At 70.1% G+C, this 17,584-nt stretch carries 17 protein-coding genes; 1 reads left to right on the forward strand and 16 read right to left on the reverse strand.

Annotated features, from left to right (window positions below; genetic code table 11):
- Nucleotides 1-141: 141 nt before the first annotated feature.
- The 13 genes from metK to pyrR form a co-directional block, all read right to left on the reverse strand.
- On the reverse strand, nt 142-1,350 hold the full coding sequence (gene metK / locus N8I84_RS08050) for a methionine adenosyltransferase (RefSeq protein ID WP_263228906.1): 1,209 nt from the start codon (nt 1,348-1,350) through the stop codon (nt 142-144).
- Nucleotides 1,351-1,589: 239 nt separating this feature from the next.
- Complete coding sequence (coaBC, locus tag N8I84_RS08055) at nt 1,590-2,792, reverse strand: bifunctional phosphopantothenoylcysteine decarboxylase/phosphopantothenate--cysteine ligase CoaBC (RefSeq protein ID WP_263228907.1); 1,203 nt, start codon at nt 2,790-2,792, stop codon at nt 1,590-1,592.
- Between the two features lie 143 nt (nt 2,793-2,935).
- The gene (gene rpoZ, locus N8I84_RS08060) at nt 2,936-3,208 is read right to left on the reverse strand and encodes a DNA-directed RNA polymerase subunit omega (RefSeq protein ID WP_200421180.1); all 273 of its coding nucleotides are present in this window, start codon (nt 3,206-3,208) and stop codon (nt 2,936-2,938) included.
- 51 nt (nt 3,209-3,259) lie between these two features.
- Nucleotides 3,260-3,817, reverse strand: coding sequence for a guanylate kinase (gene gmk / locus N8I84_RS08065; protein WP_200421181.1), 558 nt, complete (start codon nt 3,815-3,817; stop codon nt 3,260-3,262).
- Between the two features lie 37 nt (nt 3,818-3,854).
- Complete coding sequence (locus N8I84_RS08070; RefSeq protein ID WP_103844829.1) at nt 3,855-4,178, reverse strand: integration host factor; 324 nt, start codon at nt 4,176-4,178, stop codon at nt 3,855-3,857.
- Nucleotides 4,179-4,486: 308 nt separating this feature from the next.
- Nucleotides 4,487-5,332, reverse strand: coding sequence for an orotidine-5'-phosphate decarboxylase (gene pyrF / locus N8I84_RS08075; RefSeq protein ID WP_263228908.1), 846 nt, complete (start codon nt 5,330-5,332; stop codon nt 4,487-4,489).
- Nucleotides 5,329-6,435, reverse strand: coding sequence for a quinone-dependent dihydroorotate dehydrogenase (locus tag N8I84_RS08080; RefSeq protein WP_263234696.1), 1,107 nt, complete (start codon nt 6,433-6,435; stop codon nt 5,329-5,331). Before N8I84_RS08080 ends, pyrF begins: the two co-directional genes overlap by 4 nt.
- A gap of 77 nt (nt 6,436-6,512) precedes the next feature.
- Nucleotides 6,513-9,821: a carbamoyl-phosphate synthase large subunit gene (carB, locus tag N8I84_RS08085; protein ID WP_263228909.1), complete on the reverse strand. Its 3,309-nt coding sequence runs from the start codon at nt 9,819-9,821 to the stop codon at nt 6,513-6,515.
- Complete coding sequence (gene carA, locus N8I84_RS08090; RefSeq protein ID WP_263228910.1) at nt 9,814-10,956, reverse strand: glutamine-hydrolyzing carbamoyl-phosphate synthase small subunit; 1,143 nt, start codon at nt 10,954-10,956, stop codon at nt 9,814-9,816. The genes carB and carA overlap by 8 nt, the downstream gene beginning before the upstream one ends.
- Nucleotides 10,953-11,513, reverse strand: a complete 561-nt coding sequence (locus N8I84_RS08095; protein ID WP_263228911.1) for a PH-like domain-containing protein — start codon at nt 11,511-11,513, stop codon at nt 10,953-10,955. Before N8I84_RS08095 ends, carA begins: the two co-directional genes overlap by 4 nt.
- A complete protein-coding gene (locus N8I84_RS08100) occupies nt 11,510-12,796 on the reverse strand; it encodes a dihydroorotase (RefSeq protein WP_263228912.1) in 1,287 nt (428 codons plus the stop codon). The genes N8I84_RS08095 and N8I84_RS08100 overlap by 4 nt, the downstream gene beginning before the upstream one ends.
- Nucleotides 12,793-13,797, reverse strand: coding sequence for an aspartate carbamoyltransferase catalytic subunit (locus N8I84_RS08105; protein WP_263228913.1), 1,005 nt, complete (start codon nt 13,795-13,797; stop codon nt 12,793-12,795). The genes N8I84_RS08100 and N8I84_RS08105 overlap by 4 nt, the downstream gene beginning before the upstream one ends.
- Nucleotides 13,798-13,900: 103 nt before the next feature.
- Nucleotides 13,901-14,473 carry a bifunctional pyr operon transcriptional regulator/uracil phosphoribosyltransferase PyrR gene (gene pyrR / locus N8I84_RS08110; protein WP_263228914.1) on the reverse strand — a complete coding sequence of 191 codons (573 nt, stop codon included), beginning with the start codon at nt 14,471-14,473 and terminating at the stop codon, nt 13,901-13,903.
- A 265-nt stretch (nt 14,474-14,738) separates the two neighbouring features.
- Between pyrR and bldD the strand changes: the two genes are divergently transcribed.
- Nucleotides 14,739-15,242 (forward strand): transcriptional regulator BldD, encoded by a 504-nt coding sequence (gene bldD, locus N8I84_RS08115; protein ID WP_103844821.1) that lies wholly within the window; start codon nt 14,739-14,741, stop codon nt 15,240-15,242.
- Nucleotides 15,243-15,404: 162 nt separating this feature from the next.
- Here bldD and nusB read toward each other — a convergent pair whose 3' ends face one another.
- Genes nusB through N8I84_RS08130 form a run of 3 tightly spaced genes read right to left on the reverse strand, consistent with a single transcriptional unit; the run spans nt 15,405 to nt 17,560 of the window.
- A complete protein-coding gene (nusB, locus tag N8I84_RS08120) occupies nt 15,405-15,839 on the reverse strand; it encodes a transcription antitermination factor NusB (protein ID WP_200421190.1) in 435 nt (144 codons plus the stop codon).
- Between the two features lie 2 nt (nt 15,840-15,841).
- Nucleotides 15,842-16,408: an elongation factor P gene (gene efp, locus N8I84_RS08125; RefSeq protein WP_103844819.1), complete on the reverse strand. Its 567-nt coding sequence runs from the start codon at nt 16,406-16,408 to the stop codon at nt 15,842-15,844.
- Nucleotides 16,409-16,453: 45 nt separating this feature from the next.
- Nucleotides 16,454-17,560, reverse strand: coding sequence for an aminopeptidase P family protein (locus N8I84_RS08130; RefSeq protein ID WP_263228915.1), 1,107 nt, complete (start codon nt 17,558-17,560; stop codon nt 16,454-16,456).
- Between the last annotated feature and the right edge of the window lie 24 nt (nt 17,561-17,584).

The following is a 17,584-nucleotide window of genomic DNA, read 5'->3' on the forward strand; positions in this document are numbered from 1 at the left end:
GGCCCGTCCTTCGCATCAGGCCGTCGCGAACCCAGGCCTCTGGGCCACCGGGCCCCGCCCCGCTCTGCGGGGCGTTTTCCACGCGCCGAGGCCCGGCCACCCAGAAGGGTGCCGGGCCTCGCGACAACCGTGCTGGAGGGCTTACAGACCCGCCGCCTTGCGCAGGGCCTCCACCCGGTCCGTGCGCTCCCAGGTGAAGTCTGGCAGCTCGCGGCCGAAGTGTCCGTACGCCGCGGTCTGGGCGTAGATGGGACGGAGCAGGTCGAGGTCGCGGATGATCGCGGCCGGGCGGAGGTCGAAGACCTCGGTGATCGCGTGCTCGATCTTCTCGGCGTCGACCTTGGCCGTGCCGAAGGTCTCCACGAACAGACCCACCGGCTCGGCCTTGCCGATCGCGTACGCCACCTGGACCTCGCAGCGGGAGGCCAGGCCCGCGGCGACCACGTTCTTGGCGACCCAGCGCATCGCGTACGCGGCCGAGCGGTCCACCTTGGACGGGTCCTTGCCGGAGAAGGCGCCACCGCCGTGGCGGGCCATGCCGCCGTACGTGTCGATGATGATCTTCCGGCCGGTCAGGCCCGCGTCACCCATCGGGCCGCCGATCTCGAAGCGGCCGGTGGGGTTGACCAGCAGGCGGTAGCCGTCGGTCTCGATCTTGATGCCGTCGTCCAGCAGCGCCTTCAGCTCCGGCTCGACCACGAACTCGCGGATGTCGGGGGCGAGCAGCGAGTCCAGGTCGATGTCGCTCGCGTGCTGCGAGGAGACGACCACCGTGTCCAGACGGACCGCCTTGTCACCGTCGTACTCGATGGTGACCTGCGTCTTGCCGTCCGGGCGCAGGTAGGGGATCGTGCCGTTCTTGCGGACGTCGGACAGGCGCTTGGACAGGCGGTGCGCCAGGAAAACCGGCAGCGGCATCAGCGTCGGCGTCTCGTCCGACGCGTAGCCGAACATCAGGCCCTGGTCACCGGCGCCCTGCCGGTCCAGTTCGTCGTCGTCGCCCTCGACACGGGTCTCGTACGCCGTGTCCACACCCTGCGCGATGTCCGGGGACTGCGCGCCGATCGACACCGACACACCACAGGACGCGCCGTCGAAGCCCTTCTTCGACGAGTCGTAGCCGATCTCGAGGATCTTGTTGCGAACCAGCGTCGCGATGTCCGCGTACGCCTTGGTCGTGACCTCACCGGCCACGTGTACCAGGCCGGTCGTGATCAGCGTCTCCACGGCGACCCGGGACGTCGGGTCCTCGCGCAGAAGCGCGTCGAGAATGGTGTCGCTGATCTGGTCAGCGATCTTGTCGGGGTGGCCCTCGGTCACGGACTCCGAGGTGAACAGGCGACGGGACACAACGCTCCCTGGGGTTGCAGCGGCTGCTGGCTGATCATGGGCGGACGGGACGGGGGCTGCGCCCGGCGTCGTCCGAGAAACAGTTTATCGGTCGCGCTCTGCCACCGGCCCAGGTGTCTCGCCTCTCGGGAGCCCTGTGACCTGCGGCACGGGCATTCTGCCGAATGCCCAGCGCTCTTTCCAGGGTCGCCACGCGGCAATGTCCGGGGCTTGAACGAGCCGTGAAGTACAGGACATGTTCAGGTGAGGCGGTGAGAGACGAGGTCCCACACCGTCTCGGCGAGGGCCTCCTTGGGCCCGTGCGGCACCGGGGTCTCGCTGCCGTCGGCGCCCAGCACGACCGCCTCGTTCTCCTCGGAGCCGAACGTCTTGCGCTCCCCCACCTCGTTCACCACGAGCAGGTCGCAGCCCTTGCGCGCCAGCTTCGCCCGGCCGTTCGCCAGCACGTCGTCGGTCTCCGCGGCGAAGCCGACGACGATCTGGTCCGGGCGGGCGCGGTCGGCCGAGATCTCCGCCAGGATGTCGGGGTTCCTGACCAGGGTGACGGGCTCCGGGTCCTGCCCGTCCTTCTTCTTGATCTTCCCCGGTGCGTAGGTCGCCGGGCGGAAGTCCGCCACCGCCGCCGCCATCACCACGGCGTCGGCGTCCGCGGCCGCCTTGAGGACCGCCTCGCGCAGCTGCACCGCGGTCTCCACCGGTATGACGTCGACTCCGGCCGGGTCGGGCAGGCCCGTGTTCGCGGCGATCAGGGTGACGCGGGCGCCGCGGGCCGCGGCCGTGCGCGCGAGGGCGTAGCCCTGCTTGCCGGAGGAGCGGTTGCCGAGGAAGCGCACGGGGTCGAGGGGCTCACGGGTGCCGCCGGCGCTGACGACGACGTGCCGCCCCGCGAGGTCGGGCTCGCCGACGCCTCGGGCGAGTACCCGGCGGCAGATCTCGAAGATCTCGGCCGGTTCGGGCAGTCGGCCCTTGCCGGTGTCGACGCCGGTCAGCCGGCCGACCGCCGGTTCGATGACGACGGCGCCGCGGCGGCGCAGCGTCGCCACGTTCTCCTGTGTGGCCGGGTGCTCCCACATCTCCGTGTGCATGGCCGGGGCGAAGACGACCGGGCAGCGGGCGGTCAGGAGGGTGTTGGTGAGGAGGTCGTCGGCGAGGCCGTGGGCGGCCTTGGCGAGCGTGTCCGCGGTGGCCGGGGCGACCACCACCAGGTCGGCGCCCTGGCCGATGCGGACGTGCGGGACCTCGTGGACGTCGTCCCAGACCTCCGTGGAGACCGGGTTGCCGGAGAGGGCGGACCAGGTGGCGGCGCCGACGAAGTGCAGCGCGGAGGCGGTCGGCACGACGCGGACGTCATGCCCGGACTCGGTCAGTCTGCGCAGCAGCTCGCACGCCTTGTAGGCGGCGATGCCGCCACTGACCCCCAGAACGACCTTCGGCTTGCCCACCGGGCCTCCCCGCACTCGACACCTGCACGCCGCGGCTCATCGGCGTACGCGTCCATGAGACACCACAGGCCCGACAGTCTCGCTGCCGGGCCTGTGGAAAAGTCTACTGCGATCAGTAGATACTACTTATTGCCACCGCGTGGTCACTGGGCCGGGCCCTCGACGGACTCGGAGGTCAGCAGACCCGCGTTGATCTCACGCAGAGCGATCGAAAGCGGCTTCTCGTGGACGTGGGTGTCCACGAGCGGACCGACGTACTCGAGGAGGCCCTCACCGAGCTGCGAGTAGTACGCGTTGATCTGGCGGGCCCGCTTGGCCGCGTAGATCACGAGGCTGTACTTCGAGTCGGTGGCCTCGAGGAGCTCGTCGATCGGCGGGTTGATGATGCCCTCGGGCGCGGTGATGGAAGAGGACACGCTCTACCTTCCGAAAGATGGGAAAGATCAGACCTGATCACACAACCCTGATCACACAACGTTCATCAAGGCTAGCAGCTCGCGCGCCACGTCCTCGACCGAGGTGTTGACCAGGGTCTCGTCGAACTCGGGCTCGGCCGCCAGCTCTGTCTTGGCCGCCTCCAGGCGGCGCTCGATGACCTCGGGCGGCTCCGTGCCCCGCCCGGTGAGTCTGCGCACGAGCTCCTCCCAGGAGGGGGGAGCCAGGAACACGAGCTGCGCCTCGGGCATCGACTCGCGGACCTGCCGGGCACCCTGGAGGTCGATCTCCAGAAGGACCGGCACCCCGGCCTCCAGGTGCTCGATCACGGCGGCCCGCGGCGTCCCGTAGCGGTTGCCGGCGAACTCGGCCCACTCCAGCAGCTCGCCGTTGGCGATCAGCTTGTCCATCTCGTCGTCGGTGACGAAGAAGTAGTGGACTCCGTGCCGTTCACCGGGGCGGGGCGCGCGGGTCGTCGCCGACACCGAGAGCCAGACCTCGGGGTGTTCCTTGCGCATATGGGCGACGACCGTGCTCTTGCCGACCCCCGAGGGGCCGGAGAGCACGGTCAGCCGCGGACGTTCACTCATGCAGCGATTATTCCAGCAATCCCGGAGTGCCCCGGACTCAGCTGGCAGTGCCGCCGAACTCGCGCTCGAGAGAGGCGATCTGGTTGGAACCGAGGCCCCGCACGCGGCGGCTCTCGGAGATCCCGAGTCGCTCCATGATCTGCTTGGCGCGGACCTTGCCCACGCCCGGCAGGGACTCGAGGAGGGCGGAGACCTTCATCTTGCCGATGACGTCATTCTCCTGGCCCTGCTTGATGACCTCGTGAAGGGAGGCGCCGGAGTGCTTGAGTCGATTCTTGACCTCGGCCCGCTCCCGGCGAGCCGCGGCGGCCTTTTCGAGCGCGGCTGCGCGCTGTTCGGGGGTAAGGGGCGGAAGAGCCACGCCTACGTCACCTCGGATGTCGAACTGTCGGATACGGACCGGTGAGGAACCTAGTCGCCCCACACCTGGGGAGCTACGAGCAACACGCTTGCCCGTTCTCCCCCACTGCCTTGAGGGCGCGGGAGGTGCCCTCACTCGTCGGAGACTAGCGGGCAAGTGCGCCAGAGTCAGCGAGAACAGCGGAAAAGTCCTGGTCAGCCTCTGTTGAGACGGACCTTTCGGACATATTGCCCCGGATTTGAGGATGTATCCAGACCTCGAGCCGTGCTGGAGGACTCTTCCGCGCGCCCGTGCGCCCCGGCGAGGCGCTACTCGGCGTCCAGGGCGTCCCGGATCTCGTCTGCGAAGCGTTGCGCGGCGTCACGCAGCGCGACGACATCGGGACCGTGACGAAGAACACCCCGGCTGACGTTCGGGACGACATTGCGGACCGCCGCGCCGAACACGGCCGGGAGATCGGCCGGAGTGGCCCCCTGGGCACCGATGCCGGGGGCGAGGAGCGGCCCGTTGATGTCCAGCTCGTACGACGACAGGTCGCCGAGGGTGGCGCCGACGACCGCGCCGAAGGAGCCGAGAGGCTCCTCCCCCGCGTTCTCGGCCGCGAGGTGGGCGAGGACCGTCGCTCCGACGTTCCGTCCGTCGGACCGCAGGGCGTGCTGCACCTCGCCGCCCTCCGGGTTGGAGGTGAGGGCGAGCACGAACAGCCCCGCTCCGCTCTCCCGCGCCAGCTCCACGGCCGGCTTCAGCGAGCCGTAGCCGAGGTACGGCGAGACCGTGAGCGCGTCGGAGAACAGCGGGGCGTCCTTGTGCAGGAAGGACTCGGCGTACGCGGCCATGGTCGAGCCGATGTCGCCGCGCTTGGCGTCCATGACGACCAGCGCCCCGGCCGCCCGCGCCTCGGCGACCGCCTTCTCCAGGACGGCGACGCCGCGCGACCCGAACCGCTCGAAGAACGCGCTCTGCGGCTTGAGCACGGCGACCCGGTCGGCCATGGCCTCCACGACGGTGCGGCTGAACCGCTCCAGCCCGGCGACATCGTCGTTCAGGCCCCACTCGGTGAGCAGCGAGGCGTGCGGGTCGATCCCGACGCACAGCGGGCCGCGCTCGTCCATGGCGCGGCGCAGACGCGCGCCGAAGGGCTCCAGAGGACTCATGCGGCCTTCCTTACGTCGGCGCCGACGGCGTCGGCGAGGGTGGCGTACGGGCTCGTACGGAGGCGGGCGAGGAGTCCCTTGTGGATGGCCCGGCTCCAGAAGGGCCCCTCGTAGATGAAGGCGCTGTAGCCCTGCACCAGCGTGGCACCGGCCAGGATGCGCTGCCAGGCGTCCTCGGCGGTCTCGATGCCGCCGACGCCCACCAGGGTGATGCGGTCGCCCACGCGCGCGTAGAGGCGCCGCAGCACCTCCAGGGAGCGCGTTTTCAGGGGCACGCCCGACAGTCCGCCGGTCTCCTTCACAAGTGCGGGCTGCGACCTCAGGCCGAGCCCCTCGCGCGCGATGGTGGTGTTCGTGGCGATGATCCCGTCCAGGCCCAGCTCCATCGCCAGGTCGGCGACGGCGTCGATGTCCTCGTCGGCGAGATCCGGGGCGATCTTGACGAGGAGCGGTACGCGCCGCGCGGGGACCGTACGGTCCGCGGCCTCGCGGACGGCGGTCAGCAGCGGGCGCAGCACCTCGGTGGCCTGCAGGTTGCGCAGGCCCGGCGTGTTCGGGGAGGAGACGTTGACGACCAGGTAGTCGGCGTGGGGCGCGAGCCGCTCGGTCGACTTCACGTAGTCCTGGGCGGCCTCGGCCTCCGGGACGACCTTGGTCTTGCCGATGTTGACGCCCACCACCGTCTTGAACACCGGCGTACGGGACGCCAGGCGCGCGGCGACGGCGAGCGACCCCTCGTTGTTGAAACCCATGCGGTTGATCAGCGCACGGTCCGCGACGAGGCGGAACAGCCGCTTCTTCGGGTTGCCGGGCTGCGGCTCCCCCGTCACCGTGCCGATTTCGACGTGGTCGAAGCCCAGCATCGACATCCCGTCGATCGCGACGGCGTTCTTGTCGAAGCCGGCGGCCAGCCCGAAGGGGCCGTGCATGCGCAGCCCGAAGGCCTCCGTGCGCAGCTCCTTGTAGCGGGGCGCGAGGGCGGCCGCCACGAAGGTGCGCAGCACGGGGATGCGGGCGGCGAGGCGGATCCAGCGGAAGGCCAGGTAGTGGGCCTGCTCCGGGTCCATCCGCTGGAACACCAGGCGGAAGAAGAACTTGTACATGTCTCGGGAGTCCTCGGGAGTCCTCATGATGCTCATGAAGAGGGGGACACCGTTTTCGGTGTCCCCCTCGTCGGCTGCTAGTCGCGGGCCGCGGTCAGGAATTCGGCGTGTTCCTGGAGTGAGCGGACGCCCACGTCGCCGTGGTTGAGCGCGTCGATGCCCTGGACCGCCGCGGCCAGCGCCTGGACCGTCGTCAGACACGGCACGGAGCGGGCCACCGCCGCCGTACGGATGTCGTAGCCGTCGAGGCGGCCGCCGGTGCCGTACGGGGTGTTGACGATGAGGTCGACCTCGCCGTCGTGGATCATCTGGACGATGGTCTTCTCGCCGTTCGGGCCGGGCCCGTCGGACTGCTTGCGCACGACCGTCGCGCTGATGCCGTTGCGCTTGAGGACCTCGGCCGTGCCGGAGGTGGCGAGCAGCTCGAAGCCGTGCGCGACCAGCTCCCGAGCCGGGAAGATCATCGAACGCTTGTCGCGGTTGGCGACCGAGATGAACGCGCGGCCCTTGGTCGGCAGCGGACCGTAGGCGCCCGCCTGCGACTTGGCGTACGCCGTGCCGAAGACGGAGTCGATGCCCATGACCTCGCCGGTGGAGCGCATCTCCGGGCCGAGGACGGTGTCGACGCCGCGGCCGTGGATGTCGCGGAACCGCGACCACGGCATCACGGCCTCCTTGACGGAGATCGGCGCGTCCAGCGGCAGCTCGCCGCCGTCGCCGTTCTTCGGCAGCAGGCCCTCCTCGCGCAGCTCGGCGATGGTCGCGCCGAGCGAGATGCGGGCGGCGGCCTTCGCCAGCGGCACCGCCGTCGCCTTCGAGGTGAAGGGCACCGTACGAGAGGCGCGCGGGTTGGCCTCCAGGACGTAGAGGATGTCGCCCGCCATCGCGAACTGGATGTTGATCAGGCCTCGGACGCCGACGCCCCGCGCGATGGCCTCCGTGGAGGCGCGCAGGCGCTTGATGTCGAAGCCGCCCAGCGTGATCGGAGGCAGCGCGCACGCCGAGTCGCCGGAGTGGATGCCGGCCTCCTCGATGTGCTCCATCACGCCGCCGAGGTACAGGTCCTCGCCGTCGTACAGGGCGTCGACGTCGATCTCGATCGCGTCGTCGAGGAACCGGTCGACCAGCACCGGCCGGGAGGGGCTGATCTCGGTCGACTCGGCGATGTACGCGGCGAGGCGGGCCTCGTCGTAGACGATCTCCATGCCGCGCCCGCCGAGGACGTAGGACGGCCGGACGAGGACCGGGTAGCCGATCTCGTCCGCGATGGCCTTGGCCTCCTCGAAGGTGGTGGCGGTGCCGTGCTTGGGGGCCGGCAGACCGGCCTCCGCAAGCACGCGACCGAAGGCGCCGCGGTCCTCGGCGGCGTGGATCGCCTCGGGCGAGGTGCCCACGATCGGCACGCCGTTGTCCTTCAGCGCCTGCGCGAGGCCGAGCGGGGTCTGGCCGCCCAGCTGGACCACGACGCCCGCGACCGGGCCGGCCTGCTGCTCGGCGTGGACGATCTCCAGCACGTCCTCGAGCGTCAGCGGCTCGAAGTACAGGCGGTCGGAGGTGTCGTAGTCCGTGGAGACCGTCTCCGGGTTGCAGTTGACCATCACGGTCTCGTACCCGGCGTCGGACAGCGCGAAGGAGGCGTGGACGCAGGAGTAGTCGAACTCGATGCCCTGGCCGATGCGGTTGGGGCCGGAGCCCAGGATGATCACCGCGGGCTTCTCGCGGGGCGCGACCTCGCTCTCCTCGTCGTAGGAGGAGTAGAAGTACGGCGTCTTCGCGGCGAACTCGGCGGCGCAGGTGTCGACCGTCTTGTACACCGGGCGGACGCCGAGGGCGTGCCGCACCTCGCGCACCACGTCCTCGCGCGAACCCCGGATCTCGGCGATCTGCTGGTCGGAGAAGCCGTGCCGCTTGGCCTCGGCGAGCAGGTCGGCGTCCAGACGGTCGGCGGCGGCCAGCTCGTCCGCGATCTCCTTGATCAGGAAGAGCTGGTCGACGAACCACGGGTCGATCTTGCTGGACTCGAAGACCTCCTCGGTCGTGGCGCCAGCGCGGATGGCCTGCATGACGGTGTTGATCCGGCCGTCGGTGGGGCGGGCGGCCTCACGCAGCAGCTCGTCCTTGTCCCCGGGCTCACCCACGAACGTGAACTGGCTGCCCTTCTTCTCCAGCGAGCGCAGTGCCTTCTGGAACGCCTCGGTGAAGTTGCGGCCGATCGCCATCGCCTCGCCGACCGACTTCATGGTGGTGGTCAGCGTGTTGTCGGCGCTCGGGAACTTCTCGAACGCGAACCGCGGCGCCTTGACGACCACATAGTCGAGGGTCGGCTCGAAGGAGGCCGGAGTCTCCTGCGTGATGTCGTTCGGGATCTCGTCGAGGGTGTAGCCGACGGCGAGCTTGGCCGCGATCTTCGCGATCGGGAAACCGGTCGCCTTGGATGCGAGGGCGGACGAGCGCGACACACGCGGGTTCATCTCGATGACGATCACGCGACCGTCCTCGGGGTTCACCGCGAACTGGATGTTGCAGCCGCCGGTGTCGACGCCGACCTCGCGGATCACGGCGATGCCGATGTCCCGCAGGATCTGGTACTCGCGGTCGGTCAGGGTCATCGCCGGGGCGACGGTGATGGAGTCGCCGGTGTGCACGCCCATCGGGTCGAAGTTCTCGATGGAGCAGACGACCACGACGTTGTCGTGCTTGTCGCGCATCAGCTCCAGCTCGTACTCCTTCCAGCCGAGGATGGACTCCTCCAGGAGCACCTCGGTGGTCGGCGAGAGCGCGAGGCCGGTGCCCGCGATGCGGCGCAGCTCCTCCTCGTCGTGCGCGAAGCCGGAGCCGGCGCCGCCCATGGTGAAGGAGGGACGGACGACGACCGGGTAGCCGCCCAGCTCCTCGACGCCGGCGAGGACCTCGTCCATGGAGTGGCAGATCACCGAGCGGGCGGACTCGCCGTGGCCGATCTTCTTGCGGACCTCCTCCACGACCTCCTTGAACTGGTCGCGGTCCTCGCCCTTGTGGATGGCCTCCACCTTGGCACCGATCAGCTCGACGCCGTACTTCTCCAGGACGCCGTTCTCGTGCAGCGAGATCGCCGTGTTCAGCGCCGTCTGGCCGCCCAGGGTGGGCAGCAGCGCGTCGGGACGCTCCTTGGCGATGATCTTCTCGACGAAGTCCGGGGTGATCGGCTCGACGTAGGTGGCGTCGGCGATCTCCGGGTCGGTCATGATCGTCGCCGGGTTGGAGTTGACGAGGATGACCCTGAGGCCCTCGGCCTTCAGGACGCGGCACGCCTGGGTGCCGGAGTAGTCGAACTCGGCGGCCTGGCCGATGACGATCGGGCCGGAGCCGATGACCAGGACGGACTGGATATCGGTGCGCTTAGGCACGCTGGCCCTCCATGAGCTTCACGAAGCGGTCGAACAGGTACGCGGCGTCGTGGGGACCGGCGGCCGCCTCGGGGTGGTACTGGACGCTGAAGGCCGGCTTGTCGAGGAGCTGGAGGCCTTCCACCACGTTGTCGTTGAGGCAGACGTGGGAGACCTCGGCGCGGCCGTAGGGGGTCTCGGAGACCTTGTCGAGCGGGGCGTCCACGGCGAAGCCGTGGTTGTGCGCGGTGACCTCGACCTTGCCGGTCGTACGGTCCTGCACCGGCTGGTTGATGCCGCGGTGGCCGTACTTCAGCTTGTAGGTGCCGAAGCCCAGGGCGCGACCGAGGATCTGGTTGCCGAAGCAGATGCCGAACAGCGGCGTGCCGCGCTCCAGGACGGCCTGCATGACCGAGACGGCGTGGTCGGCGGTGGCCGGGTCGCCGGGCCCGTTGGAGAAGAACACCCCGTCTGGGCCCACGGCGTAGACGTCCTCGGCGGTCGCCGTCGCGGGCAGCACGTGGACCTCGATGCCACGCTCGGCCATGCGGTGCGGGGTCATGCCCTTGATGCCCAGGTCGACAGCGGCGACCGTGAACCTCTTCTCACCGATCGCGGGGACGACGTACGGCTCGGTGGTGGCGACCTCGGCGGAGAGGTCCGCGCCCTTCATCTCCGGTGCCTGGCGCACCTCGGCGAGCATCGTGCCCTCGTCGGGCAGCGCGTCGCCGGAGAAGATGCCCACCCGCATGGCGCCGCGCTCACGCAGGTGGCGGGTCAGGGCGCGGGTGTCGATGCCGCTGATGCCGACGACGCCCTGCGCGCGCAGTTCGTCGTCGAGCGAGCGCTTGGCCCGCCAGTTGGACGGCTTGCGCGCGGGGTCGCGTACGACGTAGCCGGCGACCCAGATCCGCTTGGACTCGGGGTCCTCGTCGTTGACGCCGGTGTTGCCGACGTGCGGAGCGGTCATGACCACGACCTGGCGGTGGTAGGACGGGTCGGTGAGGGTCTCCTGGTAGCCGGTCATGCCGGTGGAGAACACGGCTTCGCCGAAGGTCACCCCCACGGCCCCGTAGGCGCGGCCGCGGAAGATCCGGCCGTCCTCCAGGACGAGTACGGCGGGAGACTTTTCGGCTCCCCTGGTGGAGGTCGTCATCGTGCGCCTTCCGTCTTGTGGATCATCTGGTTCAGGGTGTCGACCCAGTCGTTGTGCTCGGCCGCGCGGTCCGAGCGGAAGCCCGAGTCGATCAGCTTGTCGCCGTGCGCCCAGGTCACCACCAGCAGTCCGCCCTCGGTGAGGACCTTGCCGGCGATGCCCTTGTCGAGCCGGACTTCGCGCAGCCGTTCGGCCGGGATGAAGAAGTCCGTCGCCCCGGGGCGTACGACGTCCAGGCCCGCGTCCGTGAGCGTGAGCTCGACGCGGCTGCGGGTGCCCAGGCCGTGGGCCACGATGCGGTCGAGCCACTGCCCGGCGGTGGTGGAGCCGTGGTAGCGGCCGCTCATCGTCAGCTTCGCCTCGCCGGCCTCCTCGGGAGCGGTCGGCAGCTCCGGCAGGTCGCCCTGCAGGGTGCCGCGCCACTTCCAGCCCTCGCGCATCAGCCAGTAGACGAGCGCGACGAAGAGGGCGAGTCCGACGAGCCAGCCGATGCGGTCGGTCCAGTCGGTGACCTGGGCCGATTTCTCCTCGGCTGCGAACAGGAGTACAGGTGTCACGTGAGCTTCCCGTCGACGAGCGTGGCCTTGCCCCGCAGCCAGGTGTGCGTGACACGGCCCGGCAGCTCACGGCCCTCGTAGGGGGTGTTGCGGCTGCGCGAGGCGAAGCCCGCGGGGTCCACCTGCCCACGGTATGCCGTGTCGACGAGCGTGAGGTTGGCGGGCTCACCTGCCGAGACGGGGCGCCCGTGGCCGGTGGCCCGGCCGATCTTCGCGGGCTTGAAGGACATGCGCTCCGCGACGCCCGCCCAGTCGAGCAGGCCGGTGTCGACCATCGTCTCCTGGACCACGGACAGCGCGGTCTCCAGGCCGACCATGCCCATGGCGGCGGCGGCCCACTCGCAGTCCTTGTCCTCGTGCGGGTGCGGGGCGTGGTCGGTGGCGACGATGTCGATCGTGCCGTCGGCGAGCGCCTCGCGCAGCGCCAGCACGTCGCGCTCGGTGCGCAGCGGCGGGTTGACCTTGTAGACCGGGTTGTAGGTGCGCACCAGCTCGTCGGTGAGAAGCAGGTGGTGCGGGGTGACCTCCGCGGTGACGTCGATGCCGCGGGACTTGGCCCAGCGGACGATCTCGACGGACCCGGCGGTGGACAGGTGGCAGATGTGCACGCGGGAGCCGACGTGGTCGGCCAGGAGGACGTCGCGGGCGATGATCGACTCCTCGGCGACGGCGGGCCAGCCACCGAGGCCCAGCTCGGCGGAGACGACGCCCTCGTTCATCTGGGCGCCCTCGGTCAGCCGCGGCTCCTGCGCGTGCTGGGCGACGACACCGCCGAAGGCCTTCACGTACTCCAGCGCCCGGCGCATGATCACCGCGTCGTCGACGCACTTGCCGTCGTCGGAGAAGACCGTGACACCGGCCGCCGACTCGTGCATGGCGCCCAGCTCGGCGAGCTTCTTGCCCTCCAGGCCGACCGTGACGGCGCCGATGGGCTGCACGTCGCAGTAGCCGTGCTCACGGCCCAGCCGCCAGACCTGCTCGACGACACCGGCGGTGTCGGCGACCGGGAAGGTGTTGGCCATCGCGAACACGGCGGTGTAGCCGCCCTTGGCGGCGGCCCGCGTACCGGTCAGGACGGTCTCGGAGTCCTCGCGGCCCGGCTCGCGCAGGTGGGTGTGCAGATCGACGAGGCCGGGGAGCAGCACCTTGCCGCCGGCCTCCACGACCTCCGCGCCCTCGGCGGACAGACCGGTGCCGACCGCCTCGACGACCTCACCGTCGATCAGCACGTCCTGCGGCTCGCCGCCGAGCACCTTCGCACCACGGATCAGGGTCTTGCTCATCGGTTCTGGTTCTCCTCGGTACGGGCGTCGTTGACGGGGGGCACGGTCTTGGAGTCGAACACGGCGCCCCCCAGCAGCAGGTACAGAACAGCCATGCGGATGGAGACGCCGTTCGCCACCTGCTCGACGGCGGTGCAGCGGTCGGAGTCGGCGACCTCGGCGGTGATCTCCATGCCGCGGACCATCGGGCCGGGGTGCATCACGATCGCGTGCTCCGGCATCTTCGCCATGCGGTCGGCGTCGAGGCCGTAGCGCCGGGAGTACTCGCGCTCGGTGGGGAAGAAGGCGGCGTTCATGCGCTCCCGCTGGACGCGGAGCATCATCACCGCGTCGGACTTGGGAAGCGTGCTGTCGAGATCGAACGAGACCTCGCACGGCCAGGAGCCGACACCGACCGGCAGCAGGGTGGGCGGGGCGACGAGCGTGACGTCGGCGCCGAGGGTGTGCAGCAAGTCGACGTTGGAGCGGGCGACCCGGCTGTGCAGCACGTCGCCGACGATCGTGATGCGCTTGCCGGCCAGGTCACGCCCTATACCGGCGTCCCGGCCGACCAGGCGGCGACGCATCGTGAAGGCGTCGAGCAGTGCCTGGGTGGGGTGCTGGTGGGTGCCGTCGCCGGCGTTGATGACGGCCGCGTCGATCCAGCCGGAGTTGGCCAGGCGGTAGGGGGCTCCGGAGGCGCCGTGCCGGATGACGACGGCGTCGACACCCATGGCCTCCAGGGTCTGGGCGGTGTCCTTCAGGGACTCCCCCTTGGACACGCTGGACCCCTTGGCGGAGAAGTTGATGACGTCCGCGGACAGACGCTTCTCGGCGGCCTCGAAGGAGATCCGGGTGCGGGTGGAGTCCTCGAAGAAGAGGTTGACGACGGTGCGGCCGCGCAGGGTCGGCAACTTCTTGATCGGCCGGTCCGCGACCCGTGCCATTTCCTCGGCGGTGTCGAGGATCAGGACGGCGTCGTCGCGGGTGAGGTCGGCGGCCGAGATGAGATGGCGCTGCATCTTTCAGGCTCCGTAAGACGGTTCATTCGGGAGATTCAGGACAGACGGGCGCGCGTCGGGGCGCACTCTCGAGGCGTACGGCGACTCGCCGTACGCCGGAGTGCTAGTGCTGTGCGCCGTGGACGGTCTGCTTCACACCGAGCAGCACGGTGTCGCGACCGTCCTCCTCGGCGAGCTGGACCTTGACCGTCTCCCGCAGCGACGTGGGGAGGTTCTTGCCGACGTAGTCGGCGCGGATGGGCAGTTCGCGGTGGCCGCGGTCGACGAGGACCGCGAGCTGGACCGCGCGGGGACGCCCGATGTCGTTCAGGGCGTCGAGAGCGGCACGGATGGTGCGACCGGAGAAGAGCACGTCGTCGACGAGGACGACGAGGCGGCCGTCGATGCCGTCACCGGGGATCTCGGTGCGGGCCAGCGCACGCGGCGGCTGCAGGCGCAGGTCGTCGCGGTACATGGTGATGTCGAGGGAGCCGACCGGGACCTTGCGGCCGGTGATCTGCTCGAGCTTGTCGGCGAGCCGCCGGGCGAGGAAGACACCTCGGGTCGGAATGCCGAGGAGCACCACGTCGTCGGCGCCCTTGGCGCGCTCGACGATCTCGTGGGCGATGCGGGTCAGCACCCGCGCGATGTCAGGACCTTCGAGGACGGGCCGAGCATCGGAATGCAGCGAGTCCATACGAAACGGACCTCCTTCTCCGCCTCACGGGACGGACCTTAAAGGACGTCGGAATTGCGCCATACACGGTACCAGCTCGCGGGCGGGCCCCGGTCACCCCCCTGGCGCACTGCGTCACCCGTCCGGCGGTCCCGCACGCCGTCTACCACGGAAGGGTCGGTCCGGACCATTCGGCTTGACGGGGAAGAGTCACGCTGCGTAACCTCACAGTGAGTCACCAGCCGCGCGGCCGAGCCGCACGTCGACACCGTGTCCGGGGAGCTATATGTCCAGCGAATACGCCAAACAGCTCGGGGCCAAGCTCCGGGCGATCCGCACCCAGCAGGGCCTTTCCCTCCACGGTGTGGAGGAGAAGTCCCAGGGACGCTGGAAGGCGGTCGTGGTCGGTTCGTACGAGCGCGGCGACCGCGCCGTCACCGTGCAGCGTCTGGCCGAGCTGGCGGATTTCTACGGGGTCCCGGTGCAGGAGCTGCTGCCCGGCACCACCCCCGGTGGAGCCGCCGAGCCGCCGCCGAAGCTGGTTCTGGACCTGGAGCGCCTGGCCAACGTGCCGGCGGAGAAGGCGGGCCCCCTCCAGCGGTACGCGGCGACGATCCAGTCGCAGCGCGGTGACTACAACGGCAAGGTGCTGTCGATCCGCCAGGACGACCTGCGCACGCTCGCGGTCATCTACGACCAGTCGCCCTCCGTCCTGACCGAGCAGCTGATCAGCTGGGGAGTCCTGGACGCGGACGCGCGCCGCGCGGTGGCCTCCCACGAGGAGAGCTGACCGACCAGGTCCCAGCAGAAACGTGCCGCCGGGGTGGCCGGAACCGCACGGTTCCGGCCACCCCGGCGGCGCTTTCGGCCAGGCACGGCCACCTCGCCGAGAACGCCGGAGGGCCCGCAGCACACGCGCTGCGGGCCCTCCGGCGTTTCCGGGTACTTCTCGTCAGCTCTCGTCACGGCGCAACGACGGCTTCAGGTCCTTCAGGCGGCCGAGGAGGCCGTTGACGAACGCCGGGGACTCGTCCGTGGAGAACTCCTTGGCGAGCTGCACCATCTCGTCTAGCACGACGGCGTCCGGTGTCTCGTCGACCCAGATCAGTTCGTAGGCACCGAGGCGCAGGATGTTGCGGTCGACCACCGGCATCCGGTCCAGCGTCCAGCCGACCGCGTACTGCGCGATCAGCTCGTCGATGCGCTTCGTGTGCTGCGCATAGCCCTCGACCAGCTGCATGGTGTACTCGCTCACCGGCGGCTGCCGGGTGTCGGTCCGCGAGTGCCGGATCCAGTCCGCGAGGACCGTCAGGACGTCGGCCCCGCGCTGGTCACCTTCGAAGAGGATCTGGAAGGCGCGCTTACGGGCCGTGTTACGGGCAGCCACGGTTAGCTGTTCACCCGGCCGAGGTAGTCGCTCGTGCGGGTGTCGACCTTGATCTTCTCACCGGTGGTGATGAAGAGCGGGACCTGGATCTGGTGGCCGGTCTCCAGCGTGGCGGGCTTGGTGCCGCCCGTGGATCGGTCGCCCTGGACGCCCGGCTCGGTCTCGGCGACGGTCAGCTCCACGGCGGCCGGCAGGTCGACGAAGAGGACCTCGCCCTCGTGCTGCGCGACGGTGGCCGTGAAGCCCTCGATGAGGAAGTTGGCGGCGTCACCGACGGCCTTGCGGTCGACGTGCAGCTGGTCGTACGTCTCCATGTCCATGAAGACGAAGTACTCGCCGTCCATGTACGAGAACTGCATGTCGCGCTTGTCGACAGTGGCCGTCTCGACCTTGACACCGGCGTTGAAGGTCTTGTCGACGACCTTGCCGGAGAGCACGTTCTTGAGCTTGGTGCGCACGAAGGCGGGGCCCTTGCCGGGCTTGACGTGCTGGAACTCGACGACGGACCAGAGCTGGCCGCCTTCGAGCTTGAGCACCATGCCGTTCTTGAGGTCGTTCGTGGAAGCCACGGTTGCGGAATCTCCTGGACTGACGTACGACCCCGGGGCAGGCACCTACAGCGCCAGCAGCTCCTTGGTCGTGATGGTGAGTAGCTCGGGTCCGCCGTCCGCCTCGGGGCGTACGACGAGCGTGTCATCGATCCGGACACCGCCCCGGCCCGGGAGGTGGACCCCCGGTTCGACGGTGACCGGCACGCAAGCGTCCAGTTTACCCATGGCCGCGGGGGCCAACTGAGGGTCCTCGTCGATTTCGAGTCCCACACCGTGCCCCGTCAGCGGGGGCAGCGCCCCGCCGTACCCCGCGGAGTCCAGCACCTGACGTGCGGCCCGGTCCACGTCGCGGTACGCGGCGCCCGGCGCGAGGGCCTGGCGTCCGGCGCGCTGGGAGGCGAAGACCAGGTCGTACAGCTCGATCTGCCAGTCGGCGGGCGAGGTGCCGATGACGAAGGTACGACCGATCTCGCAGCGGTAGCCGTGGTAGGCGGCGCCGAGACAGACGGAGAGGAAGTCGCCCTCCTCCACACGCCGGTCGGTGGGGCGGTGGCCACGGCGGCCTGCGTTCGGACCGGTGGCGACGGAGGTGGCGAAGGCGGGACCGTCGGCGCCGTGGTCGACGAGGCGGCGCTCCAGTTCGAGGGCGAGATGACGCTCGGTGCGGCCGACGAGGATCGACTCCAGCAGCTCGCTGAGGGCCTGGTCGACGATCTCCGCGCCGATCCTGAGGAGGGCGATCTCCTCCTCGTCCTTGACGACCCGCAACTGCTCGACCGCCCCGCCGAGGTCCGTGAGCCGCAGCCTCGGCGCGACCGAGCGCAGGGAGCGGTGCCGGGCCACGGTGAGGTGGTGCTCCTCCACCGCCAGGGACTCGCCCCCCTGTGCCGCGGCCAGGTCGGCGGCGGCGACGGCGGGATCGCCGCCGGTCACCGGCAGAACGCGAACCCGCAGCGCCTCGTCGGGCCGCCCGTCGGCGGGGTGATCGTCCGGCGGCCCGGCGCACACCAGCACGTCCTCGGCCGTGCCCAGCAGCAGGACGGCGCCCTTGGGCGCGGCGCCCGCGAGATACCGGACGTTGGCGGGGCGGGAGACCAGCGCCGTCCCACCGCCGCCCGCGCTGCAGCGTTCCCTGAGCCGCTCCCGGCGGGCCGCGTACACCTCTGACATGACCCGAGCCTACGAGCGGTGGCC

The organism is Streptomyces cynarae, assembly GCF_025642135.1.
Classification (GTDB): domain Bacteria; phylum Actinomycetota; class Actinomycetes; order Streptomycetales; family Streptomycetaceae; genus Streptomyces; species Streptomyces cynarae.

Excerpts from the sequence above, each read along its gene's own strand:
- gmk (WP_200421181.1), bottom strand. The coding sequence starts at position 3,817 with ATGAGTGAACGTCCGCGGCTGACCGTGCTCTCCGGCCCCTCGGGGGTC.
- pyrF (WP_263228908.1), bottom strand. The coding sequence starts at position 5,332 with ATGAGTCCTCTGGAGCCCTTCGGCGCGCGTCTGCGCCGCGCCATGGAC.
- N8I84_RS08080 (WP_263234696.1), bottom strand. The coding sequence starts at position 6,435 with ATGTACAAGTTCTTCTTCCGCCTGGTGTTCCAGCGGATGGACCCGGAG.
- carA (WP_263228910.1), bottom strand. The coding sequence starts at position 10,956 with ATGACGACCTCCACCAGGGGAGCCGAAAAGTCTCCCGCCGTACTCGTC.
- N8I84_RS08100 (WP_263228912.1), bottom strand. The coding sequence starts at position 12,796 with ATGAGCAAGACCCTGATCCGTGGTGCGAAGGTGCTCGGCGGCGAGCCG.
- N8I84_RS08105 (WP_263228913.1), bottom strand. The coding sequence starts at position 13,797 with ATGCAGCGCCATCTCATCTCGGCCGCCGACCTCACCCGCGACGACGCC.
- pyrR (WP_263228914.1), bottom strand. The coding sequence starts at position 14,473 with ATGGACTCGCTGCATTCCGATGCTCGGCCCGTCCTCGAAGGTCCTGAC.
- bldD (WP_103844821.1), top strand. The coding sequence starts at position 14,739 with ATGTCCAGCGAATACGCCAAACAGCTCGGGGCCAAGCTCCGGGCGATC.
- N8I84_RS08130 (WP_263228915.1), bottom strand. The coding sequence starts at position 17,560 with ATGTCAGAGGTGTACGCGGCCCGCCGGGAGCGGCTCAGGGAACGCTGC.